The organism is Sphingobium sp. PNB (assembly GCF_019873065.1).
GTDB classification, from domain to species: Bacteria; Pseudomonadota; Alphaproteobacteria; order Sphingomonadales; family Sphingomonadaceae; genus Sphingobium; species Sphingobium fuliginis.
The window spans coordinates 82736-105019 of sequence record NZ_JAINEZ010000005.1; the positions used below are offsets into that span (position 1 = coordinate 82736).

Annotated in this window: 22 protein-coding genes and 1 tRNA gene; 14 read left to right on the top strand and 9 right to left on the bottom strand. The window is 65.6% G+C overall.

Features of this window, described 5'->3' with window-relative positions; all coding sequences use genetic code 11:
• Nucleotides 1-72 precede the first annotated feature (72 nt).
• Nucleotides 73-822, bottom strand: a complete 750-nt coding sequence (locus tag K7W03_RS03370) for a hypothetical protein (protein ID WP_103000229.1) — start codon at nt 820-822, stop codon at nt 73-75.
• A 33-nt stretch (nt 823-855) separates the two neighbouring features.
• Complete coding sequence (gene rlmB, locus K7W03_RS03375) at nt 856-1596, bottom strand: 23S rRNA (guanosine(2251)-2'-O)-methyltransferase RlmB (protein WP_061936478.1); 741 nt, start codon at nt 1594-1596, stop codon at nt 856-858.
• 104 nt (nt 1597-1700) lie between these two features.
• Between rlmB and K7W03_RS03380 the strand changes: the two genes are divergently transcribed.
• The 3 genes from K7W03_RS03380 (at nt 1701) to K7W03_RS03390 (ending at nt 6576) form a co-directional block, all read left to right on the top strand.
• Nucleotides 1701-1787, top strand: a tRNA-Tyr gene (locus K7W03_RS03380).
• Nucleotides 1788-1920: 133 nt separating this feature from the next.
• Nucleotides 1921-4212 (top strand): glycoside hydrolase family 3 N-terminal domain-containing protein, encoded by a 2292-nt coding sequence (locus K7W03_RS03385; RefSeq protein ID WP_222885560.1) that lies wholly within the window; start codon nt 1921-1923, stop codon nt 4210-4212.
• Between the two features lie 483 nt (nt 4213-4695).
• Entirely contained in the window at nt 4696-6576 is a 1881-nt protein-coding gene (locus K7W03_RS03390; protein WP_222885561.1) for an ABC-F family ATP-binding cassette domain-containing protein, read from the top strand.
• A 95-nt stretch (nt 6577-6671) separates the two neighbouring features.
• Here the strand turns inward: K7W03_RS03390 and K7W03_RS03395 are convergent, their stop codons facing one another.
• Together K7W03_RS03395 and K7W03_RS03400 are read right to left on the bottom strand one after the other, a co-directional pair.
• Nucleotides 6672-7769, bottom strand: coding sequence for an AI-2E family transporter (locus tag K7W03_RS03395; RefSeq protein WP_222885562.1), 1098 nt, complete (start codon nt 7767-7769; stop codon nt 6672-6674).
• Nucleotides 7770-7811: 42 nt separating this feature from the next.
• On the bottom strand, nt 7812-9050 hold the full coding sequence (locus K7W03_RS03400; RefSeq protein WP_222885563.1) for a YceI family protein: 1239 nt from the start codon (nt 9048-9050) through the stop codon (nt 7812-7814).
• A gap of 215 nt (nt 9051-9265) precedes the next feature.
• Between K7W03_RS03400 and K7W03_RS03405 the strand changes: the two genes are divergently transcribed.
• Nucleotides 9266-9703, top strand: coding sequence for an acyl-CoA thioesterase (locus K7W03_RS03405; RefSeq protein ID WP_025552022.1), 438 nt, complete (start codon nt 9266-9268; stop codon nt 9701-9703).
• A 37-nt stretch (nt 9704-9740) separates the two neighbouring features.
• On the opposite strand, the gene K7W03_RS03410 is transcribed toward K7W03_RS03405, so the two are convergent.
• On the bottom strand, nt 9741-10124 hold the full coding sequence (locus K7W03_RS03410; protein ID WP_044663034.1) for a DUF983 domain-containing protein: 384 nt from the start codon (nt 10122-10124) through the stop codon (nt 9741-9743).
• A gap of 94 nt (nt 10125-10218) precedes the next feature.
• On the opposite strand from K7W03_RS03410, the gene pabB reads away from it, so the two are divergent.
• The 6 genes from pabB (at nt 10219) to K7W03_RS03440 (ending at nt 15815) form a co-directional block, all read left to right on the top strand.
• A complete protein-coding gene (pabB, locus tag K7W03_RS03415; RefSeq protein WP_048577251.1) occupies nt 10219-11394 on the top strand; it encodes an aminodeoxychorismate synthase component I in 1176 nt (391 codons plus the stop codon).
• Nucleotides 11395-11439: 45 nt separating this feature from the next.
• Nucleotides 11440-12063 (top strand): aminotransferase class IV, encoded by a 624-nt coding sequence (locus K7W03_RS03420; protein ID WP_044661549.1) that lies wholly within the window; start codon nt 11440-11442, stop codon nt 12061-12063.
• Nucleotides 12064-12345: 282 nt separating this feature from the next.
• Nucleotides 12346-13548: a pyridoxal phosphate-dependent aminotransferase gene (locus K7W03_RS03425; protein ID WP_044661548.1), complete on the top strand. Its 1203-nt coding sequence runs from the start codon at nt 12346-12348 to the stop codon at nt 13546-13548.
• 318 nt (nt 13549-13866) lie between these two features.
• Nucleotides 13867-14028 carry a hypothetical protein gene (locus K7W03_RS03430; RefSeq protein WP_222885564.1) on the top strand — a complete coding sequence of 54 codons (162 nt, stop codon included), beginning with the start codon at nt 13867-13869 and terminating at the stop codon, nt 14026-14028.
• Nucleotides 14015-14686 carry a peptide-methionine (S)-S-oxide reductase MsrA gene (gene msrA / locus K7W03_RS03435; RefSeq protein ID WP_061936493.1) on the top strand — a complete coding sequence of 224 codons (672 nt, stop codon included), beginning with the start codon at nt 14015-14017 and terminating at the stop codon, nt 14684-14686. The genes K7W03_RS03430 and msrA overlap by 14 nt, the downstream gene beginning before the upstream one ends.
• A 13-nt stretch (nt 14687-14699) precedes the next feature.
• Entirely contained in the window at nt 14700-15815 is a 1116-nt protein-coding gene (locus K7W03_RS03440; RefSeq protein ID WP_222885565.1) for a zinc-binding dehydrogenase, read from the top strand.
• Between the two features lie 292 nt (nt 15816-16107).
• On the opposite strand, the gene K7W03_RS03445 is transcribed toward K7W03_RS03440, so the two are convergent.
• Complete coding sequence (locus K7W03_RS03445) at nt 16108-16425, bottom strand: 2Fe-2S iron-sulfur cluster-binding protein (protein WP_222885566.1); 318 nt, start codon at nt 16423-16425, stop codon at nt 16108-16110.
• A gap of 76 nt (nt 16426-16501) precedes the next feature.
• On the opposite strand from K7W03_RS03445, the gene K7W03_RS03450 reads away from it, so the two are divergent.
• From K7W03_RS03450 to K7W03_RS03460, 3 genes are all read left to right on the top strand, one after another.
• The gene (locus K7W03_RS03450; protein ID WP_222885567.1) at nt 16502-17119 is read left to right on the top strand and encodes a DNA-3-methyladenine glycosylase family protein; all 618 of its coding nucleotides are present in this window, start codon (nt 16502-16504) and stop codon (nt 17117-17119) included.
• The gene (locus tag K7W03_RS03455) at nt 17120-17347 is read left to right on the top strand and encodes a hypothetical protein (RefSeq protein WP_061936502.1); all 228 of its coding nucleotides are present in this window, start codon (nt 17120-17122) and stop codon (nt 17345-17347) included.
• A gap of 73 nt (nt 17348-17420) precedes the next feature.
• A complete protein-coding gene (locus tag K7W03_RS03460) occupies nt 17421-17858 on the top strand; it encodes a response regulator (protein WP_044661542.1) in 438 nt (145 codons plus the stop codon).
• Here K7W03_RS03460 and K7W03_RS03465 read toward each other — a convergent pair.
• Both K7W03_RS03465 and murA read right to left on the bottom strand, forming a co-directional pair.
• Nucleotides 17803-19326, bottom strand: coding sequence for a sensor histidine kinase (locus K7W03_RS03465; protein WP_137709380.1), 1524 nt, complete (start codon nt 19324-19326; stop codon nt 17803-17805). The two genes, K7W03_RS03460 and K7W03_RS03465, sit on opposite strands and share 56 nt — an antisense overlap.
• On the bottom strand, nt 19319-20602 hold the full coding sequence (murA, locus tag K7W03_RS03470; protein WP_048577258.1) for a UDP-N-acetylglucosamine 1-carboxyvinyltransferase: 1284 nt from the start codon (nt 20600-20602) through the stop codon (nt 19319-19321). The genes K7W03_RS03465 and murA overlap by 8 nt, the downstream gene beginning before the upstream one ends.
• A 205-nt stretch (nt 20603-20807) precedes the next feature.
• Here murA and K7W03_RS03475 point away from each other — a divergent pair, with 205 nt between their 5' ends.
• Nucleotides 20808-21545: a Crp/Fnr family transcriptional regulator gene (locus K7W03_RS03475; protein WP_044661539.1), complete on the top strand. Its 738-nt coding sequence runs from the start codon at nt 20808-20810 to the stop codon at nt 21543-21545.
• Between the two features lie 103 nt (nt 21546-21648).
• Here the strand turns inward: K7W03_RS03475 and K7W03_RS03480 are convergent, their stop codons facing one another.
• Nucleotides 21649-22215: an HNH endonuclease gene (locus K7W03_RS03480; RefSeq protein WP_025549923.1), complete on the bottom strand. Its 567-nt coding sequence runs from the start codon at nt 22213-22215 to the stop codon at nt 21649-21651.
• Nucleotides 22216-22284 lie beyond the last annotated feature (69 nt).

Sequence of the window (22284 nt, forward strand, 5' to 3'; positions counted from 1 at the left end):
GGCCGGCTCCTGGTTGCGAGCCCGCCGTCGGGCACGGCCTCGACGCGAACCCGCCCGAAATGGGTGCTGAGCCTAGGGCCTGAACTTCAGCGTGGCCGCCGGCGCCTCGCCGGTCAGCGGCGTGATCTTCCAGACGATCCGTTTCCCCTGCGCCATGTCCTGCGCGCCGTCTTCCTGGTTCTGGCTGACGATCTCCGCATCGGTGGTGAGGGTGAAGGTGCCGTCCAGCGCCTTGGCGGCATCGTCGCCGCCATTGCCGCCCATCGGGTTCTGGCTCTTGTCATAGCCGTTGGAATAGCCCGGCGCCTTCACCCGCGCCCGGTCTTCCCCACGCAGTTCCACCGCCACGAAGGGCAGCACGATCTGCGCGTCGCTGTTGAAGGGAAAAAGGAAGGCGTGGGTCAGCCGGCCGCTGATCGCATAGTCGATCTCGAACCGGCGATTGCCCATGTAGCGGGCCGACCGAAAGCCCTTCTCCTTCGACAGCGCCGCCGCGATCGCCTGCATCTGCTGCTCGTCGCCCTTGTCGTCCTTGACGTCGAAACGCTCCTCGGCCTTGCCCTGCGTCCCGGACCGGAGCGCCGTGCGCAGGCTGCTCTGCTGGTCCCTGGGCGTCGCGCCGTCGATCGGATCGTCATTGCCCGGCATCGAACCCAGGCCCTTGCCCATGTCCGATGCCAGTATCTCGCCCTTATAGGTAAAGCTGAAGCTCCGGTCGGCGCGGATGTCGAGCGTGGAATCGAACCTGCCCGGCGTCACCAGGCAGGCGGAGAGCAGCAGACTGGCCGCCAGCACGGCGGCCGAGCGCAGAAAGACCGTCACGATCGAACCCCCTGTCGTCCGTGGCCCCGGCCGCTACCGGCTGGCAGCCGCGTAGAGGGCGATCGCCGCCGCATTGGAGACGTTCAGGCTCTCCATGCGCGGGCTGATCGGCAGTTTAGCCAAAATGTCGCAATGCGCCATGCTGTTGTGACGCAGCCCTTCGCCCTCGGCCCCCAGCACCAGCGCGACGCGGGACGTGCCGATGGCCTCGCCCAGCGTCTGCTCCGCCTCGCCGTCCAGCCCGATGCGCCAGTAACCGGCTTCCGCGATCTCATCCAGCGCCCGGGCAAGGTTCACGACCCGCACCCAGGGCACGATCTCCAGCGCGCCCGACGCGGCGCGCGCCAGCACCCCCGATTCGGGCGGCGCATGGCGGTCCTGCGTCACGATGCACAGCGCGTCGAACGCCGCGGCGGACCGCAGGATCGCGCCGACATTATGCGGGTCCGTCACCTGGTCCAGCACCAGCACGGGCCTGTTATCGTCCCGCCCCGCCTCCAGCACGTCGCCCAGCCAGACATCGTCCAGCGGCTCCACCTCCGCCACGATCCCCTGATGCGGCGCGTCCGACGGCACCATGCGGCCCAGATCGGCGCCGTCGGCATAGACGATGGGCAAGACGGGCGGCAGGTCGAGCGCGTTCAGCGCCTCCCTCGTCCCCCATATCTTGCGCACCACCCGGTCCGGATTGGCGAGCGCGGCGATGACGGCATGCCGTCCATAGAAGCGGGGAAAGGTCCCTTTGGCCTTTCCGGTGCGATTTCCTCTTTTCATGGGAAGCGCTCTTTTCACATTGGGCCATTGACAGGCAAGTCTCCTTTCGCCATTGGAGCGCCCTCCAGCCGGTCGGGGCACCCTCCGACGCCGGTTAGGCGACTGGACAGGTGGCCGAGTGGTTAAAGGCAGCAGACTGTAAATCTGCCCGGGTTTCCCGTACGCTGGTTCGAATCCAGCCCTGTCCACCATCGCTGGCCGCGGACGCCGCCGCCGGGCCGAATTGATCCGCTTCAGGGCTCATCCCATCTCTCCACAGCTTGCTTTCCTGCGCGCATTGACGGGATAAGTGCGGTTCATCCGGAATCTGTTACGCTCCCCTTGATGACCCCAGTTCCTCCCGCGACCCGCCGCGCCGTCCTGACCGCCGCCCTTGCCGGCTTCCTGACCCTTCCCCTGCCCCGCCGCGCCCTTGCCGCGACGGAGGTGGAGCGCGTGGACGATCTGATCGCGCGCATGACCATAGAGGAGAAGGCGGGGCAGATGACCTGCCTGGCCGACAGTTTCCGCCCCTATAATCCCCCCAATCCGCAGGTCGGCATCCAGAATGAAAGGCAGCTTGCCGACGAAATCCGCAAGGGCCGGGTCGGCTGCCTGTTCAACGGCATCGGCGTAGCGGGCGCGCGCCGCGCGCAGGAGATCGCGCTCAAACAAAGCCGCCTCGGCATTCCGCTGCTGTTCGCGGGCGACGTCATCCACGGCCTGAAGACGATCTTCCCCGTGACCCTGGCCGAATCCGCCAGTTTCGATCCGTCGCTGGCGGAACGCACGGCGCGCGCCATGGCGGTGGAGGCGACGGCGGCCGGCCTGCACCTGACCTTTGCCCCCATGGTCGACGTCGCCCGCGACCAGCGCTGGGGCCGGGTGGTCGAGGGAGCCGGGGAGGATGTCGCTCTGGGCGGCCTCTTCGCCGCCGCCCGCGTCCGCGGCTTTCAGGGGCGCGACCTGCGCCGCGACGATTCCCTGCTCGCCTGCCCCAAGCATTTCGCCGCCTATGGCGCCGTCGCCGGGGGCCTCGAATATGGCAGCGTCGACATCAGCGACGAAACGCTGCGCGAAACCCATCTGCCGCCCTTCGGCGCCGCCTTCGCGGCGGGGGCGCTCACCACCATGGCGGCGTTCAGCGAGATCAACGGCGTGCCCGCCACCGCCGACCGCGACCTGCTCACCGACACGCTGCGCGGCGAGATGAAGTTCCGCGGTTTCGTCTTTTCCGACTATACGGCGGACGAGGAACTGATCGCCCACGGCTATGCCGAGGATGAGCGCGACGCCACCCGCCTCGCCATATTGGCCGGGGTCGACATGTCGATGCAGAGCGGCCTTTACATCCGCCACATCCCCGATCTGGTGAAAAGCGGCGCGGTGCCGATGGAAACGGTCGACGTCGCCGTCCGGCGCATCCTTTACGTCAAGACCGCCATCGGCCTGTTCGACAATCCCTGGCGCTCGCTGGACGAGGAAGCGGAAAAGACCCGCATCTCCACCCCCGCCCATCGCGCCTTGGCGCGGGAGGCGGCGGCGCGTTCCATCGTGCTGCTCCAGAATGATGGCGTCCTGCCGCTCAATCCCGCCCGGGCGCAGACCATCGCGCTCATCGGCCCGTTCGGCGAGGACAGGGAGAATGTCTACGGCCCCTGGGCCTTTTACGGCGACAAGGGCAAGGGCATCGACATCGCCACCGGCCTGCGCGCCGCCATGCCGGACCCGGCCAGATTGCTGGTCGCGCCGGGCAGCGGCATATTGACGCCCATCGACGGGGGCGTCGCCAAAGCGGTGGAAACGGCGAAGGCGGCGGACATCGTCATACTGGCGCTGGGCGAATCGCAGGACATGTCGGGCGAGGCGCAGTCCCGCACCGCCATCGAAATCCCCGTCGTGCAGCAGGCGCTGGCCGATGCCGTCGCCGCGACCGGAAAGCCCGTCATCGTCCTTCTCCGCCACGGTCGCGCCCTGGCGCTGCATGACGGGGTGGCGAATGCGCAGGCGATCCTCGCGACCTGGTTCCTCGGCTCCGAATCCGGCCATGCCATTGCCGACATCCTGTTCGGCAAGGAGAACCCGTCCGCCAAGCTGCCGGTCAGCTTCCCCTGGGAATCGGGGCAGGAACCCTTCTTCTACGACCGCAAGTCGACCGGCCGCCCGGTGATCGACAACCGCACCGAATATCGCTCGCGCTACGCCACCACCGACAACAGCGCGCGCTATCCCTTCGGTCACGGTCTCAGCTACAGCGATTTCACGCTGGAAGGGTTGAAACTGTCCGACACGGCGCTGCGCTGGGACCGCGCCATCGAAATCACCGCCCGCCTCACCAACAAGGGCACCCGCAAGGGCAGCGAAGTCGTCCAACTTTATATCCGCGACCGCGTCGCCAGCCGTACCCGCCCGATCCGCGAGTTGAAACGCATCCAGCGCGTCACCCTCGACCCCGGCGAGAGCAGGACGGTGCGCTTCTCCCTGTCCCGCACCGACCTGCAATTTGTCGGCGCGGGCAGCAGGATCATCGCCGAACCGGGCCTGTTCGACCTCTGGCTGGGGCAATCATCCAATGGCGGCCTCCACAGCCAGTTTACGCTTTATGCGGCGGAAACCACGCCTGCTTTCCCCCAATAAACCATCATCCCCACCCCGGATCGCGTCCATCCCGATCCCGTCACCTCTTTCCCCATTTCGTCATCCCCATCTCTCTCCCGTCATCCCCATCTCACTCCCGTCATCCCCATCTCACTCCCGTCATCCCCACCTCACTCCCGTCATCCCCGCGAAGGCGGGGACCCATCTCCTGCCCGTTCCCCTTGACGCCTCCCAAAGGACATGGACTCCCCCACCGCCCAAACCCCTGTCCTACACGGCCCCGACCATGGCATAGCGCCCTCACGCTCTTTCCCACCCTCAACCCATTCCACCCGCCCTAAGCGGGCATCTTCCGCACACCCATTCCGCAAAAATTCTCCTATTGCGAAATCAACGCCACCACTCCGCACCCACGCAAATGCGTCGGCCACAACGCCGTGAACTTCGCAGGCATGAGGCAGTCTGCAAAACTCCGCCTCAACGCCTTCACCACCCCACGCACCTCTGCTAGAGGCCCCCTCCATGCTCAACCTGAACGGCATCACCGTGCGCCTCGGCGGCCGCACTATTCTCGACCGCGCCAGCGCTTCCCTGCCGCCGCGCAGCCGCGTGGGCCTGATCGGCCGCAACGGCGCGGGCAAGTCGACCCTGATGAAGGTGATGATCGGCCAGATCGACCCGGACGAGGGCAGTTGCGACATGCCCCGCGACACGCGCCTCGGCTATATCGCGCAGGAAGCGCCGTCGGGCACGGCCACCCCCTTCGACACCGTCCTCGCCGCCGACAGGGAACGCGCCGAACTGATGGCGGAGGCGGAGCATACGCAAGACCCCGACCGCCCCGGCCATATCTACGAACGGCTGAACGCCATCGACGCCTATACCGCGCCGGCCCGCGCCGCCCGCATCCTCGTCGGCCTCGGCTTCGACGAGGAAATGCAGGGCCGCCCCCTCGACAGCTATTCGGGCGGCTGGAAGATGCGCGTCGCCCTCGCCTCGCTGCTTTTCTCCAACCCCGACCTGCTGCTGCTGGACGAGCCGTCGAACCATCTCGACCTCGAAGCGACGCTCTGGCTGGAAAATTTCCTCAAGGCCTATCGCGGCACCGTAGTCGTCATCAGCCATGAACGCGATCTGCTCAACAATGTGGTCGACTATATCCTGCATCTGGAGGGCGGGAAGATCACCCTCTATCCCGGCGGCTACGACGCCTTCGAACGCCAGCGCGCCGAACGCCTCGCGCAGCAGGAGGCCGCCCGCGCGAAACAACAGGCCGAACGCGAGAAGTTGCAGGACTATGTCGCCCGCAATTCCGCCCGCGCCTCCACCGCGAAACAGGCCCAGTCCCGCGCCAAGGCGCTGGCGAAGATGCAGCCCATCGCCGCGGCCATCGAAGACCCGACGCTGCATTTCGGCTTCCCCAGCCCGCCCGAACTGCGCCCGCCGCTCATCACCATGGACATGGCGGCGGTCGGTTACAACGACACGCCCGTCCTGCGCCGGGTGAACCTGCGCATCGACCCCGACGACCGGCTGGCGCTGCTGGGCCGCAACGGCAATGGCAAGACCACGCTCGCCCGCCTGATCGCCGCGCAACTGAAGCCGATGGAAGGCGCGATGAACGCCTCGGCCAGGATGAATGTCGGCTATTTCACCCAATATCAGGTGGAGGAACTGGACGTCGGCGACACGCCGCTCGAACATATGAGCCGGGTGATGAAGGGCGCCACCCCCGCCGCCGTCCGCGCCCAGCTGGGCCGCTTCGGCTTCTCCGGCGAGCGCGCGACGCAGAAGGTCGGCTCCATGTCAGGCGGGGAAAGGGCGCGGCTGGCCCTCGCCCTCATCACCCGCGACGCGCCGCATCTGCTGATCCTCGACGAACCGACCAACCATCTCGACGTCGACAGCCGCGAAGCGCTGGTGCAGGCGCTGAACGACTATTCGGGCGCGGTGGTCATCGTCAGCCACGACCGCCACATGATCGAACTGGTCGCCGACCGCCTCGTGCTGGTCGACAATGGCACGGCCCAGCCCTTCGACGGCAGCCTGGAGGATTATACCGACATCATCCTGCGCAAGGCTGACGGCAATGGCGGCAATGGGGGTTCGGGGGGCGATGCCCCGAAGACCGACCGCAAGGCGGAAAAGCGCAACGCCGCGCAATGGCGCGAACGGCAGAAGGCGGCGAAGAACGCCGTCAGCAAGGCGGAAAAGGAGATGGCCATGCTGACCGCCGAACGCAGCCGCATCGACCAGGCGCTGTTCGACCCCAAAAGCGCGACCGGCGCGGAGGCGAAGATGACCATGACCGAACTGATGGTGAAACGCGCCGACCTGGAAAGGAAACTGGAAGCGGCGGAAGAAAGCTGGATGGAAGCCAGCGCCGCGCTGGAGGAGTTATAGATCGCGGAAGCCAGGCTCCGTTCGGGCCGTTTTCACGAGCCACCTGTTCCGTTCAAATGTCGAAGCCCTTCACTTTCTTGAAGGGAAGCGCCTGATCATTCCGTCAAAGGCCCCTCCAGCCCATCCGCCCCCGTCCGCATCTTCGTCACGATGTTCCAGGTCGCGATGAACAGCGCCGCGATCACCGGCCCGATGACGATGCCGTTGAACCCGAACAGGTCGATCCCGCCCAGCGTGGTGATCAGCACCACATAGTCGGGAATCCGCGTGTCCCGCCCGACCAGTATCGGTCGCAGGATATTGTCCACCATCCCGATCACGAACATGCCGCAAAAGGCGAGTATCAGCCCCTTCGCCACCGCCCCGGTGACGAACAGGTAAATGGCGACCGGCACCCAGATCAGCCCGGTTCCGACCGCCGGAATCAGCGAGAACGCCCCCATCAGCACGCCCCAGAGCAGCGCACCCGGCAAGCCCAGCGCCCAGAACACCACGCCGCCGATCAGCCCCTGGACGATGGCGACGACGATGCTGCCCTTGATCGTCGCACGCGTGACGACGACGAACTGATTGATCAGGGCCCGGCGATGCGCGGTCCGCATCGGCGCGGCCCTGTCCACCATCGCCGCCAGCTTCGGTCCGTCGCGCAACAGGAAGAAGGTAAGGTACAGCATCACGCCCAGCGCCATCAGGAAGCTGAACGCGCTCTGCCCGATCTGCAGCGCCTGCGTCGCGACCGTGCGGAAGCTCGACGCGACGCCGGCGCTCAGCATTTCGCGCACGGCGGCGAAGTTGGTTATGCCCAGCCGGTCGAGAAAGGCCGCGGCCCAGCCAGGCAGGCTCGCCTGGAACTGCGCGAACATCCGCGCGAAGTTGATCTCGCCGCTTTGCACCTTGGCGTAGAAGAGGGTCGCTTCCTGCACCAGCGCCATGGCCAGGATGATCGCCGGCACGATCACCAGCGCGACGATCAGCAACAGCGTCAGCGCCGCCGCGCTGTTCCGGTGCCGGGGCATCATGCCGATCAGCCCCTGGTTGACCGGCGCGAACAGGATGGCGGCGATCACGCCCCACAATATGGCGGCGAAGAAGGGCTCGATCACCAGCGCGAAGGCGACCGAGACGATGAGGACGAAGCCCAGGAAGACCCCGTCCTCTATGCGCGCGCTTGGCTTTTCCGTGCTCCTGTCCATGACGCCGCTTTGGCAGAAGTGCGGCGCCAAATCCATGCCTGCTTATTCCGCTTGCGCACTGAACCCGAAGCTGACCGACACCTTGGGATCCAGTCCCGCGCTGCTCTCGCCATTGCCGACGCCGAAGGACGCGCGCGCGATGGTGGCCGATCCTGAGACCTTCCGCGCCTTGCCGGTGCCGGAAAGGGTGAAGCGGATGCTCTGCGGCTTGCTCACCCCCTTGAGGTTCAGTGTGCCCGAAGCGCGATAGCCGTTCGTCCCCGTCTTCTCCGCGCCCCTTGCGGTGAAGACGGCCTTGGGATGCGCCGCCACGCCGAAGAATTCGTCCCCGGCCAGCATGCCGTCCTTATAGCTGTCCCCGACGCTGGCGCTCGCCAGGTCGATCTCCACGCGGATGTCCGCGCTGTCCGGATGATCCGGGTCCATGACGATCTTCGCCCTCCATTTGGAGAAGCGGCCGCTGATCGTCTCGCCGCTGTTCCCGACGGAAAAGCCGATGGTCCCGCCGGGCTGCACCGTCCAGGCGGGCGGCGGTCCCACCGGTTCTTCCGCGACCGCCGCATTGCCGGCTTCGGCCGGGGCCGCGGCATTGACGGCATTGGCGGCCGGCTCAGCGGCATTGGCGGGCATTTCCTCTTCCTCCTCGGCCGCCGCCGGCAGGACCGGCGCAGCCACCGCCTTCGCTGCGGGCGCTGGCAGGACGGCGCGCCCAAGGACGAACCCCGCCGCGATCAGCGCGGGCAAGGCTGCCAGCAACAGCGGCGAACGCGCCGGCATCATCCGCCACAGCAACCCATCGCCCATCAGCACATGATGCCGCAGCGCACCCGCGACGTGCAGGACGAACAGCGCGATGCCGATCCAGGCGATCAGGGCGTGTCCGCCCTCGGCCAGATCATGCGCGCTCATGGGCAGGGGCAGATGAGGCAGGGGGACGATGCCGAAGATCAAGGTCGGCACCTTCACCTTCGCGGTCGACACCAAGGCCCATCCGGTGAGCGGCGCGCCCAGCATGAACAGATAGAGGCCCGCATGCACCGCCTTGGCCAGCGCGCCCTGCCAGCCGCGCTCGACCGGCGCGGGACGCGGCTTCCAATAACGTATGGCGATGCGGGCGAAGGTCAGCAGCAGGATCGAGATGCCGATCGACTTATGCCACTGGAACAGCGCGAAGCCGCGCGCGCCAAGATCCTCGAGCGCCCATCCCACGGCAATCTGGAAGGCAAGCAGGGCAGCGATCGCCCAGTGCAGGAAAATGGCCAGCCGACTATAGCGTTGCATCGAAACCCCCATGCGCGACAATCCGGCCCGGAAGCTATGCTGCACCTGCGCGGAAGTCCACCGCCGCGCCCGGAAACGATCCGTTACCTCAGCAGAACGATAAGCTTCGCGCCTGTGTCATAAAGGTCGCAGTCCGATCAATTTCGACCCGATGATTGCATCCCCGCCGCCAAGGGCTAAGAGCATAGGAAAACAGGACATAGGACAAGCAGGACATGGCCAAACCCGAATCCTGGCGCCTCCGCCCGGAAGCTTATCGTTTCGTCACCAGCATCGACACCCGCTTCCAGGACATCGACACGATGGGCCACATCAACAATGTGGCGATCTCCGGCATATTCGAAACGGCCCGCATCCGCTTCCACCATCATCTGGGCCGCCATCCGCAGGAACAGGGGGTGCGCTGGCTGGTCGCGAACGTGAACCTCAATTTCGTCGAGGAATCCCACTTTCCCTATCCGTTCGAGGTGCACTGCGCGATCGGCCATATCGGACGCACGAGCTGGACGATCAGTTCGGCGGGCTTTCAGAAGGGCATATGCGTCGCCACCGCCGACACCACCGTCGTGACCCATGGTTCGGAAGGGCGCCGCACCATCGACGAAAGCCTGCGGGAGGCGATGGAACGCAACTTCATCATCCGTCCGGACTGATGGGATCGCATCGATTTTCAACCGATCGTAACCCGCTCTAGCGGAAGCCGTCCATGCGGCGGCTCCACTGGAAGGCGATGACCGCCGCCTTGGCGGGCTGGATCATCGCCAGCGCAAGCAGGATCGCAAGGCCCGGCCATAGCGCCGCCTGCACCCCCAGCGGAATATCCAGCGCCGCGTTCACCTCTATCATCAGCGGCACGAGCAGGTGCCCCAGCAGCAATATGACGATATAGGCCGGGAAATCGTCCGCCCGCGATGCGTCCCAGGCCTGTCCGCAATGGCGGCAGGCGGGACTGGGCTTCAGGAAGCGGGCGAACATCCGGCCTTCGCCGCAGGCGGGACAACGGCCCCTGAGCGCCAGCGCCAGCGCCGGCCGCAGCGGCCGCGCCGCATCATCCTGGGGCAATCCCTTGTTCATGGCCTTTCCCCCTATGGCCAATGCGCGCCCCGTGCAACATGCCCGCGCCCTGTTAGAGCTTCCGCGCCGCGCAAAGCCTGTTAAGAGGGCGGCCATGCGCCTTCCGGGACCGACCGAAGCCTTCGTCCTGTTCGACGACGCCCGTGCCCGGGCTCCCGCCCCCGCGCGCCTCTATCGCGATCCGGTATCGGTCATTGCCGCCCATCGGCTGGCGGAGGTGCAGCCAGCGCTCGACCGGCTGTCCGAAGCGGCAGAAGCCGGGCTGCACGCCGCAGGCTTCATCGCCTATGAAGCCGGGCTGGCGCTGGAGGACCGCCTTCACCCGCTGGCGGAACGGCATCGGCAGGACAGGCCGAAGACGCCGCTGCTCTGGTTCGGCCTGTTCGAAGGGGTGCGCCTGATCGATCCCGCCGCCATGACCGGCCTGTTGCCGGACCCGGCGGGCGCCAGGGTCGATCGGCTCCAGCCGCTGATCGACGAGGCCGCCTATCGCGCCGCCTTCGCCCAGGTTCAGGACTATATCCGCGCCGGCGACATCTATCAGGTCAATCTGACCTTCCCCTGCGCCGCGCATTTCATGGGCGATCTCATGGCGCTCTATGCCGCCATCCGTCCGCGCCAGCAGGCGGGCTATGGCGGCGTGCTGCGCACCGGGGAACATTCGATCCTCTCCTTTTCGCCGGAGCTGTTCTTCACCCATGTCCGCGGCCAGTTGACCGCGCGCCCGATGAAGGGCACCGCCCCCCGCGATCCCGATCTCGCCAGCGACGCGGAACTGGCGCAATGGCTGGAGCGGGATGCCAAGCAGCGGGCGGAAAATCTGATGATCGTCGACCTGCTGCGCAACGATCTGTCGCGCGTCTCCCGCGCCGGCACCGTCACCGTGCCCGACCTGTTCAAGGTCGAAACCTATCCGACCGTCCACCAGATGGTGTCGACCGTCCGGGCCCGGCTGTTGCCCGGCCTGTCGCCCGTCGACGTGCTGCGCGTCCTTTTCCCCTGCGGGTCGATCACCGGCGCGCCCAAGGTCCGCGCCATGGAGATCATCGACGCGGTCGAGCCCTTTCCGCGCGGCGTCTATACCGGCTCCATGGGCTGGATCGATCCCTCGGGCGATGCCGCGTTCAATGTTGCCATCCGCACCATTTGCGTCGAAGAAGGCAGCAGGGAAGGACGCCTGGGTCTGGGATCGGGCATCGTCGCGGATTCGGATGTCGCTTCCGAATGGGCGGAATGTCTGGCCAAGGGGCGCTTCCTCGCACCGGCCTGATTCATCGCGCCATCATCGATCGGCATAAGGGGTTTGCAATTTTCCATGGCATTGGCTGACGGACGGTTCGATCTGCTCGAAACCATGGCCTTCGATCCGGTCGAGGGCATCAGATTGCTCGAACTGCATCTGGAGCGGTTGAAGACCAGCGCGGAGGCGCTCGATTTCGCCTTCGACCGCCATAATGTGCGCAATGAGCTTCAGGCCGCGACCTTCCGCCTGCGGGAGCGCAGCCGCCTTCGCCTGCTGGTGTCGCGCCGGGGCTCCATCGCCATCGAAGTGCGCGAGCACCGCACCTGGCCGCAGGCGATCATGCAGGTCGCGCTCGTCCCCCGCAACGCCCCCGCCGCCGATGCGCGGCTGGCGCACAAGACGACCGACCGTTCGCTCTACCGTGACGCCCTGCGGCGCGGCGGCACCTATGAAGTGGTGATGACGGACGAACAGGGCTTCCTGACGGAGGGCAGCTTCTCCTCCATCTTCGTCGAACGCGGCGACAAGCTGCTGACCCCGCCTTTGTCGCGCGGCCTGCTGCCCGGCGTGCTGCGCCGCAGCCTGCTCGACATGGGGGAGGCAGTGGAGGCCGACCTGCGCCCCCGCGACCTGGAAACCGGCTTCTTCATCGGCAATGCGGCGCGCGGCATGGTGGCGGCGTCGCTGGTGCGCTAGAGCATCGTGCGCAAAAGTGGGAACCGGCTTTGCGCTTGAAAGGATGCGACAACAAAAGCTTGGAGCGCGCCCCCTGCGTACGATTGAACGCAGCGCGCTATAGGGGCACGGGCAACCCATTTCCGCACGCAAGAATTGCAGATCTTCCTCCCTCCCGGCCCTATAATCTGCCGTTACGGCCAGCCGAAGCCAACTGGCGGTTGCCCCTTCTTTCGTTGCACACTAAGGAGCCTCGCGTCCGCTTCACGCGGACCTAGGGGATTCTAGAGAAAGATTGTCATGATGAGCCAGACTTCCGCAGCCCTCGGTCGCATCCAGCCCTCCGCCACCCTGGCGATGAGCGCGCGCGTGAATGCCCTGAAAGCCGAAGGCGTGGACGTCATTGGCCTCTCCGCCGGCGAACCGGACTTCGACACGCCCGATTTCGTGAAGGAGGCGGGGATCGCGGCGATCCGCAAGAACCTTACCCGCTATACCGACGTGGACGGCACCGCCGACGTCAAGGAAGCCGTCGCCTTCAAGTTCAAGCGCGACAATGGCCTTATCTACAAGCGCAGCCAGATCAGCGTCAATTCGGGCGGCAAGCACACGCTGTTCAACGCGCTGGTCGCGACCGTCGACGTGGGCGACGAGGTCATCATTCCGGCGCCCTATTGGGTCAGCTATCCCGACATCGTGAACTTCGCGGGCGGCACGCCGGTCTTCATCGAGGCGCCGGCAAGCCAGGGCTACAAGATCACCGCCGCCCAGCTGGAAGCCGCGATCACGCCCAAGACCAAGTGGGTCATGCTGAACTCGCCTTCCAACCCGTCAGGCGCAGCCTATTCGGCCGAAGAGCTGAAGGCGCTGGGCGAAGTGCTGCTGCGCCATCCCCATGTGCTGGTGATGACGGACGATATGTATGAGCATGTCTGGTACGCGCCGACCCCCTTCGCCACCATCGCGCAGGTTTGCCCGGACCTCTACGACCGCACGCTGACGGTCAACGGCTGCTCCAAGGCTTTTTCCATGACGGGCTGGCGCATCGGCTTTGCCGGCGGCCCGGAATGGATCATCAAGGCGATGGGCAAGCTCCAGTCGCAATCGACCAGCAATCCCTGCTCGATCAGCCAGGCCGCCGCCGTCGCGGCGCTGACCGGCGACCAGGATTTCCTGGAAGAGCGCAACGCCGCCTTCAAGAAGCGCCGCGACATGGTCGTCGCCATGCTGAACGACGCACCGGGCCTGGACTGCCCGACGCCGGAGGGCGCCTTCTACGTCTATCCCGATGCCAGCGGCGTGATCGGCAAGACGACGCCCAAGGGACAGGTGATCGACAGCGACGAAGCGCTGATCGGCTATTTCCTGGACGAAGCGAAGGTCGCCGCCGTCCACGGCGCCGCCTTTGGCCTCTCCCCGGCCTTCCGCATCAGCTACGCGACTTCGGAAGAGGTGCTGCGCAAGGCCTGCACCCGTATCCAGGAAGCCTGCGCCGCTTTGAAGTGAGCCCTCTTCAATCCCTCCGGGCTTAGCCTGGAGCGGGACCAGCGAAGCTGGAAGGGAAGGACCGGACGCCAAGTCCGTCCTTCCCCTCCCCTCATCACCTCCATTTCGGAAACGGAAAATTTCTCCGGCGCCGTCTTGCAGATGGAGAGCGGGGGTCTATATCCCGTTTCGAACCGAAACTGGCCTTGCCCGACATCCATCGTCCCACATCGGACGTTGGTCGAAACTGCCCTGGCGCAGCGTTCATCCGGGACTAAGCCGCGCGACATTCATTTCCGCCCGCTTGCGGCGACCAAGACGACCGAAAGGAAGAACGCCATGTTGGCCTTCTTGAAATCCGACCTGTTCCTGCGCTTCATGGGCGGGTTCGCGATCGGCGCTATCGGGGTCTTCGTGCTTCAGCCGAACAGCGACGCGCCGCCGCTCACCAGTCCCGCCATGGCTGCATCCGCCCCGGCCGCCAGCGATGCGGCGCGCTGACGGCATCGCGCTTGCTTTTCTGGCGGCCCTGGCCGTCGCTTCCCCTTTGCGTGCCGAACGGCCGGTCCTCGCGCCCGCCCCGGCGGTCGACGCAGCCCCTGCCCGCAAGCTTGAAACCGCCATCTTCGCGGGCGGTTGCTACTGGGGCGTGGAAGGCGTCTTCTCCCATGTAAGGGGTGTCCGCCTCGCCGTCTCCGGATTCGCAGGCGGTCCGCGAGGCCGCAGGGTCGATTACGAACAGGTCAGCCAGGGCGATACCGGCTTTGCCGAGGCCGTTCGCGTCACCTACGATCCCCGGCAGGTCAGCTACGGCACGTTGCTGCGCATCTTCTTCTCGGTGATCGCGGACCCGACCACGCTCGACTATCAGGGCCCGGACCACGGCACCCAATATCGCAGCGCGCTGTTTCCCCTGAATGCAGGGCAGGACAGGGCGGCCCGGGCCTATCTCGCCCAACTCGGCCAATCGGGCCTCTGGCGCGATCCCATCGTCACCCGAATAGAAGGCTTCACCGGCTTCCAGGATGCGGACCGCCATCATCAGGACTTCCTGACGAAGAACCCGCGGCATCCCTATATCCAGCGTTGGGACATGCCGAAGCTGGCCGCCCTCAAGGCGATGTTTCCGGCATTCTACAGCGACCGCCCCTCAGCCTGAAAAGGGAGTTTTCATGAGCGACACCCACGGCCTCAAGCTGCTTTCGACCCTGGATGACGACGGCCGCCTGATCGTCGAACTGGCCGAAGAAACGCTCCCCGCTCCCACAGGCGATCAGGTGCTCGTCCGGGTGGAAGCCGCGCCGATCAACCCCTCCGACCTTGGGCTGCTGTTCGCTTCCGCCGATGTGGCAAATGCGGATTATGCCGAAGGCCGGATCGTCGCCCGCATGCCCGATCCCGCGCGCCGCGCGCTTGCGGGGCGGGTCGGCCACTCCATAGCCATCGGCAATGAAGGCGCGGGCACCGTCATCGCCGCGGGCGAGGCACCGGAAGCCCAGGCCCTGCTCGGCAAGCGGGTCGCGATGATCGGCGGCGGCATGTACGCGGAACATCGCCTGCTCGCCGCCAGCGGCTGCATGGTTCTGCCCGACGATGTCACCGCGGAGGAGGGCGCATCGGCCTTCGTCAATCCGCTGACGGCGCTTGGCTTCGTCGAAACCATGAAGCGCGAAGGGCATAAGGCGATCGTCCACACCGCCGCCGCGTCCAATCTGGGCCAGATGCTGGTGCGCATCTGCCAGGAGGACGGCATTCCGCTGGTCAATATCGTCCGCAATGAAGCGCAGGTGGCGATCCTCAGGGATCTGGGCGCGGAATATGTGCTGGACAGTTCCAGGGACGACTTTCTCGTCCAGCTTCAGGACGCGGTCGCCGCCACGGGCGCGACCATCGCCTTCGACGCGATCGGCGGCGGCCATCTGGTCAGCCAGATCCTCCATGCCATGGAGCAGGCCGCGAGCAAGGACGCGCCCTATAGCCGCTATGGCTCGAACGTTCTGAAGCAGGCCTATGTCTACGGTGCGCTGGACCTGTCGCCGACCATCCTGACGCGCAGCTTCGGCTTTGGCTGGAACGTCGGCGGCTGGCTGCTTTTTCCCTTCCTGCAAAGGACGGACGCGGAAACGGCCGAACGCCTGCGCCAGCGGGTGCGCGACGGTCTGACGACGACTTTCGCCAGCCATTACAAGGCGCGCATCTCCCTCAAAGAAGCGCTGACCCGCGACGCCGTGCTGACCTACAATGCCCGCCGCACGGGGGAGAAATATCTGATCGTCCCGAACGGCTGATGGCGGGCAGAGGGCAGCCGTCGCGCCCCACGCGACCCGGGGCGCCGCTTTTCTTCCGAAACGCAGACGTCTGAATGGCAGCGCCCCCCGGATCAAGTCCGGGGGTGACGCGGAGGGCGATGTCAGGAACCAGCCCTCAGAGCGCGCTGCGTCAATCAGGCGCAGGTCGCTCCAGATTTCTGTCGTCGCATCCTTTCAAGCAGAAAACCGGTCCCCATCCTTCGACAGGCTCGGGACAGGCTTTTCTGCGCGATGCTCTACAGACCGGTTCGTTCCCTTCTGCCGGCCGACCTCAATCTTCCGGCGCGATGGTGACGCGCAGGCCATCCAGCGAATCGCTGAACGTCAGCTGGCAGGACAGGCGGCTGGTCTCATTGCGATGGTTGGAGCTGTCGAGCAGGTCGTTCTCATCATCGCTGATCGGCGGCAGGTTGTCGGCAAAGGCCGGATCGACGAAGACATGGCACGTCGCGCAGGAACAGCAGCCGCCGCAGAGCGCCAGCAGTTCGTCAAAGCCGTTGTCGCGGATGATTTCCATCACGGAAAGGCCGTTCTCCGCCTCGACCGCCTGCTCTTCGCCCGAACGGTTGACCACAATCAGTTTCGCCATGTACCCAGGTCCCTCAAATTTTTCCCGCCGCTCATGTCGGACGGGCAGCGGGAAATCAAGGGCCGGACGACAATTCATGGTAAATACAGCAGAAGAATTGCGGGCCAGCCTGGACGCCATCGCCGCGATGGAGCCCGGTTTCGCCGCAGCGATAGGCCGGGTCGGCTATCCGCCGCCCCGCGTCCGCGAGCCCGGCTACGAAACCCTGCTGCGCACCATCGTCGGCCAGCAGGTGAGCGTCGCCGCGGCCGCGGCGGTCTGGCGCAAGCTGGAGGCGGAGCTGGGCGCGGGCTGCGCGCCGGACGCCCTGCTCGTCCGCGATTTCGATACGCTGCGCGCCTGCGGCCTGTCGCGGCAGAAGCAGGGCTATGCCAGAAGCCTGGCCGAGTTGGTTGTCGGCGGCGGCATCGACCTGCACGACCTGCCGGACGATGATGAGGACGCCATTGCGCAACTGGTGCGGATCAAGGGGATCGGGCGCTGGTCGGCGGAAATCTACCTGCTGTTCGCGGAAGGACGGCCGGATGTCTGGCCGGCGGGCGATCTGGCCGTGCAGATCGAGATCGGACGGATATTGGGCCTGGCCGAACGCCCCAGCGAAAAGCTGACGCGGGAACTGGCCGAACGCTGGCGTCCCCATCGCGGCGCCGCGGCGATCATGGCCTGGCACCATTATAATACGGAGGTTTTGTAAGTGCCCCTGCCCCATGCCCGCTACATCGTCCTGGAACATGAGGGCGTCTGGAAGATCAATCTCGACAACCGCTATTACGGGCCGTTCGCGACGCGGGAGGAAGCGGTGGAAAACGCCACCGGGACAGCGCAGAAGGCCAGCGGCGCGGGCTATCCCGCCTCGGTCCTGCTGATGCAGGGCACGGCCTTCGAAACGCTCTGGACCAGCGTGCAGCCCGACAGCGCCTGAAAAAATTTTTCGCATCTGCGGGAACCGCCCCGCGATCCGCGCATTTAACGCCTCCGGTTGCGTGGACGTTGGGATGAGCAAAAAGGTTCTGATCGTAGAAGACGAGATTTTCGTCGCGCTGGAGATCGAGCATATCGTGGAGGATGCAGGCTTTACGGTCGGCGCCATCGCGGCCGATCGTCAGGCGGCGCTGGATGCGGCCGACGATTGCGACATTGCCCTTGTCGATCTCAATCTGCGCGACGGACCGACAGGCCCCGGCATCGGCGTCGAACTGGCCAGCCAATATGGCATACGGGTCATCTATGTGACGGCCAATCCCGCGCAGATCGGGGCGGCTTCCACCGCCGCGCTCGGCGTCATCACCAAGCCGTTCCGGGCGCACAGCATAGCCGAAACGCTGCATCTCGCCGCCACCGACCGACCGGAACTGGAGGCCGCCGAGATCGCGGGCTTCACCCCTTTCCTGCCGGCATCCGACTCATGGAGCGCGCTGGAATCCAGAGGCTGAGGCCAAGGCCTTCGGGTCGCCAGTCGCGCGTCATCCGCCCGCCCAGTTGCCGTTCGATGCTGAGCTGCATCAGCCGGCTGCCGAAGCCCTCATGCGTCGCCGGAAGCGCCGGCGGTCCACCCTCTTCCCGCCAGTCGATGCGGATGTCCTCGCCTTCCCTCCCCACGAGGATCGCAACCCCGCCCGAAGGAACGGAAAGCGCGCCATATTTGGCGGCATTGGTCGCCAGTTCATGGAACAGCAGCGCCAATGGCGTGGCGGAGCGGTCGTCTATCGCCGGATTATCGCCTGAGAAGCGTATGCGCGGCCCCAGCGCGTCGCGATAGGGCGCGAAAATCTGTTCCAATATGCCCCAAAGCCGGCCCTCGTCCTGGTCCGGCTGCGAATTGGGGCCGTGGGGCCGCACGAAATCATGGGCTCGTCCCAGCGCCATGATGCGGTCGCGCAGGTCGTCGGCCGCCGCGCGAATTTCGGGATGCTGGCGCGCCGACAGGCCGATCAGGCCGGAAATCACCGAAAAGATGTTCTTGATACGGTGGGAAAGTTCATGGGCGATGACCTCCCGCTCCTCCACCATCGCGATCTGGTCGTTGATGTCGGTGCAGGTGCCGATCCAGCGGGCGATCGCACCCTCCTCGTCCCGGATCGGCAGCGCGCGACCCAATGTCCAGCGATAATCGCCGCTATGATGGCGCAGCCGATATTCGATCTCATAGGGTTCGCCGGTCTTCAGCGAATGGCGCCAGCGTTCCCAGGCCCGCTCCTGATCCTCCGGATGGAACATGCCGTTCCATCCCTCGCCATCGGTCGAGCCCAGGGGAACGCCGGTGAATTCGTACCAGCGGGCGTTATAATAGTCATGATAGCCGTCCGGCAGCGTCGACCAGACCATTTGCGGCATGGTGTCGGCCAGGGTCCGGAACATGCGGTCGCTTTCCGCCACCGCCTGCGCATCCCTTTGCTGCCGGGCGATCACGTCGCGGTCGCGGCGACGGCCCTCCAGCTCGACCATGACCTGACGGGCCAGCAGGGAAATCCCCTGGCGCTGCACATCCGTCAGACCTTCACGCGGTCTGTCGTCGATGACGCATAGCGCGCCGAGCGAAGCCCCCTCGCCATCGATCAGCGGCGCACCGGCATAGAAACGGATGAAGGGCGCCCCGGTGACGAGCGGATTGTCGCGGAAATCGGGGTTCTGCGCAGTATCGGGCACCACGAAGATGCCGCTTCCCTGCATCGCATGGGCGCAGAAGGACATATCGCGCGGCGTTTCCTCCGCATCCAGCCCGGTGCGGGCCAGGAAGCGTTGGCGGTCATCCTCCACAATGCTGACCAGAGCGATGGGCGTCCCGCACAGCGCGGCGGCGAAGGCGGTGATCTGGTCGAGCGTGGCAAAGCCACCGGTATCGAGATCGTATCGCGCCAGCAACGCCGCGCGGTCCGTCTCGAGCCCGCGTCCTTCAGCCATCGCTGACGCGCTCTATGTCGGCGCCGACGGCGGAGAGCTTCTCCTCCAGCCGCTCATAGCCGCGGTCGAGATGATAGACGCGGTTGACCTGGGTCTCGCCTTCCGCGGCGAGGCCAGCGAGGATGAGGCTCATCGAGGCGCGCAGATCGGTCGCCATGACAGGCGCGCCGACCAGCCGATCAACGCCGCGCACCACTGCGGTGCGGCCGTTGACGCCGATGTCCGCCCCCATGCGTGCCAGCTCTGGCACGTGCATGTAGCGATTCTCGAAGATCGTCTCGGTCAGCACCGACGCGCCGTCGGCCAGCGTCAGCATCGCCATGAACTGCGCCTGCATGTCGGTCGGGAACGCCGGGAAGGGCGCGGTCGAGATGGTAAGCGGGCGAAGCCGGCCGTCCGCCGACACCCTGATGCCGTCCTTCAGTTCCTCGACATGAACCCCGGCGTCGCGCAGCGCGGCGAGGATGGCGTGCATGTCTTCGGCGCTGGCTCCCGCCAGTTCCAGCGAGCCACCGGTGATCGCCGCGGCGCAGGCATAGCTGCCCGCCTCGATCCGGTCGGGCATGACGCTGTAGGTGGCGCCGTGCAGGCGGGGCTTGCCGTGAATGGTCAGCTTGTCGGTGCCCACGCCTTCAATGTCGGCGCCCATGGCGATCAGCAGGTTGCAGAGGTCGACGATCTCTGGCTCCCGCGCCGCATTTTCCAGGATACAGACGCCCTTGGCCAGCACCGCCGCCATCAGCGCGTTCTCGGTCGCGCCGACCGACACCACCGGGAAGGTGTAGATGCCGCCCGGCAGGCCGCCGTCGGGCAAGCTGGCGCGGACATAGCCGGCGTTGATCTCTATGATCGCGCCGAAGGCCTCCAGCGCCTTCAGGTGCAGGTCGATCGGCCGGTTGCCGATGGCGCAACCGCCGGGCAGCGACACCCGCGCCTCGCCCGCGCGGGCGAGCAGCGGGCCGAGCACCAGGATCGATGCCCGCATCTTGCGCACGATGTCATAGGGCGCCTCGGTCGAGGTGACGCGGCCAGCACGCAGGGTCATGACGCGGCCGAAATCCTCCGGCCGGGCGCCCTCGATCATGGTCGACACGCCGAGCTGGTTCAGCAGATGGCCGAAGCTGTCGACATCCGCCAGCCGCGGCAGGTTGCGCAGCGTCACCGGCTCGTCGGTCAGCAGCGCGCAGGGCAACAGCGTGAGCGCGGCGTTCTTCGCGCCGGAAATGGGAAGGCGGCCGTTCAGCGCTTTGCCGCCGCGGATATGAATGCGGTCCATCGGCTGGGTTCTTAACGTTAATTACGGTTTCCGCAAGGCAGTCGGCACGACGGTTCCATCGCGGGCTTCTTTCTGCGCCGCCATGAAACATTTGTGCGTTCGCCCGCTCATTATTGATCGAGTTTAGTGCAGTTTGCGGAAATGCAGCCAAAAGACGCGTGGGGCGTTTTGCCATCGTAACGACAATGTAAGCAAAAAGGTGTTTTTGGTGGCAACAAGTTGTTTCGCGGACAGGTTGGCGAAGCATGTGCCCCTGTCCGATGCGGAGAAGAAGGCGCTTACAAGGCTGGAGGAAAATCCCCGCAAGGTGAAGCGCGGCGCGATGATCCAGCGCGTCAACGAAACGGTGACGGAACTGTTTGTCCTGCGCGAAGGACGGGTGATGAGCTTCGTGATCCTGCCCGATGGAAGCCGGCAGATCCTGCGGGTCTATTTCCCGGGCGATTTCATCGGATCGGCCAGCACAATCTATAACCGCGCGCCGGAATCGCTGGTGGCGCTGTCGGATTCGATCATCTGTCCGTTCGACAAGCATGCTCTGCGCAGGCTGCTGGAGGAATATCCCCGCGTCGCCGCGTTGCTGTTCCTGCTTTCCAATGCGGAGCGGGTCGCGCTGACCGACCGGCTCGCTTCATTGGGACGCACCTCGGCCAAGGCGCGCGTGGCTTCCTTCCTGTTGGATATTTTCGATCGCCTGCGGGTGACGGACGATGGCATCACCGACAGCTTCGACCTGAAACTGACGCAGGAGGAGATCGGGGATGCCATCGGCCTCACTTCCGTCCATGTGAACCGGATGATCCGGCAGATGGAGCAGGAAGGGCTGATCAGCCGGGCCAATGGGCGGATCACCCTGCGCGACATGGCGCGGCTGGAAGAGATCGGCCATTATACCAACCGGCACAAGGATATGGACCTGGACTGGCTTCCGGGCATGGAATGAGAATGAACGCGACATGTTCCTGCGCAGGCAGGAACCCGGTTCGAACCGTCGGGCCGGGCCCTGCCTTCGCAGGGGCGCGCCGCTCAGCCTTGCCGGTTTGTCGTCAAGCCAGCAATTCCACATCCCAATAAAGCCAGTCGTGCCAGCTTTCGTGCAGATAGTTGGGCGGAAAGGCCCTGCCATGTTCCTGCAACTGCCAGCTCGTCGGGCGGATCGGCGTCACATGCAATTGCATATGCGCCTCCTTCGGCGTGCGGCCGCCCTTCTTGAGATTGCAGGGCGAGCAGGCCGTTGCGACATTTTCCCAGGTCGTCCGCCCGCCCGCCCGGCGCGGAATGACGTGGTCGAAGGTCAGGTCGTTCGGGGAACCGCAATATTGGCAGGCGAACTTGTCGCGGAGGAACAGGTTGAACCGGGTGAAGGCGGGATGTTCCGAAGGCTTCACATATTGCTTCAGCGCGATCACCGAAGGTATCTGCATCTGAACGCTGGGGCTGTGCACCTGCCGCTCATAGCTGGCGACGATGTCCACCCGATCCAAAAAAACCGCCTTGATGGCGGTTTGCCAGGGCCAGAGGCTCAGCGGATAATAGCTTAAAGGCGTGTAATCCGCGTTCAGGACCAAAGCCGGACAGTTTTCCGGATGTCGTATCAGGTCGGGATGGTACATATATTACCCTTCAACCCCCTTTCGCCACCGTCCTGATCGATCAGAAACGTGACGCCAGCATGACAGCAT

What these genes read in the sequence shown, in the direction of transcription:
- rlmB (WP_061936478.1), bottom strand. Translation starts at nt 1,596, where the DNA reads ATGAAAAGAGGAAATCGCACCGGAAAGGCCAAAGGGACCTTTCCCCGC.
- K7W03_RS03385 (WP_222885560.1), top strand. Translation starts at nt 1,921, where the DNA reads ATGACCCCAGTTCCTCCCGCGACCCGCCGCGCCGTCCTGACCGCCGCC.
- K7W03_RS03390 (WP_222885561.1), top strand. Translation starts at nt 4,696, where the DNA reads ATGCTCAACCTGAACGGCATCACCGTGCGCCTCGGCGGCCGCACTATT.
- K7W03_RS03395 (WP_222885562.1), bottom strand. Translation starts at nt 7,769, where the DNA reads ATGGACAGGAGCACGGAAAAGCCAAGCGCGCGCATAGAGGACGGGGTC.
- K7W03_RS03400 (WP_222885563.1), bottom strand. Translation starts at nt 9,050, where the DNA reads ATGCAACGCTATAGTCGGCTGGCCATTTTCCTGCACTGGGCGATCGCT.
- K7W03_RS03405 (WP_025552022.1), top strand. Translation starts at nt 9,266, where the DNA reads ATGGCCAAACCCGAATCCTGGCGCCTCCGCCCGGAAGCTTATCGTTTC.
- K7W03_RS03410 (WP_044663034.1), bottom strand. Translation starts at nt 10,124, where the DNA reads ATGAACAAGGGATTGCCCCAGGATGATGCGGCGCGGCCGCTGCGGCCG.
- pabB (WP_048577251.1), top strand. Translation starts at nt 10,219, where the DNA reads ATGCGCCTTCCGGGACCGACCGAAGCCTTCGTCCTGTTCGACGACGCC.
- K7W03_RS03420 (WP_044661549.1), top strand. Translation starts at nt 11,440, where the DNA reads ATGGCATTGGCTGACGGACGGTTCGATCTGCTCGAAACCATGGCCTTC.
- K7W03_RS03425 (WP_044661548.1), top strand. Translation starts at nt 12,346, where the DNA reads ATGAGCCAGACTTCCGCAGCCCTCGGTCGCATCCAGCCCTCCGCCACC.
- K7W03_RS03430 (WP_222885564.1), top strand. Translation starts at nt 13,867, where the DNA reads ATGTTGGCCTTCTTGAAATCCGACCTGTTCCTGCGCTTCATGGGCGGG.
- msrA (WP_061936493.1), top strand. Translation starts at nt 14,015, where the DNA reads ATGCGGCGCGCTGACGGCATCGCGCTTGCTTTTCTGGCGGCCCTGGCC.
- K7W03_RS03440 (WP_222885565.1), top strand. Translation starts at nt 14,700, where the DNA reads ATGAGCGACACCCACGGCCTCAAGCTGCTTTCGACCCTGGATGACGAC.
- K7W03_RS03445 (WP_222885566.1), bottom strand. Translation starts at nt 16,425, where the DNA reads ATGGCGAAACTGATTGTGGTCAACCGTTCGGGCGAAGAGCAGGCGGTC.
- K7W03_RS03450 (WP_222885567.1), top strand. Translation starts at nt 16,502, where the DNA reads ATGGTAAATACAGCAGAAGAATTGCGGGCCAGCCTGGACGCCATCGCC.
- K7W03_RS03460 (WP_044661542.1), top strand. Translation starts at nt 17,421, where the DNA reads ATGAGCAAAAAGGTTCTGATCGTAGAAGACGAGATTTTCGTCGCGCTG.
- K7W03_RS03465 (WP_137709380.1), bottom strand. Translation starts at nt 19,326, where the DNA reads ATGGCTGAAGGACGCGGGCTCGAGACGGACCGCGCGGCGTTGCTGGCG.
- murA (WP_048577258.1), bottom strand. Translation starts at nt 20,602, where the DNA reads ATGGACCGCATTCATATCCGCGGCGGCAAAGCGCTGAACGGCCGCCTT.
- K7W03_RS03480 (WP_025549923.1), bottom strand. Translation starts at nt 22,215, where the DNA reads ATGTACCATCCCGACCTGATACGACATCCGGAAAACTGTCCGGCTTTG.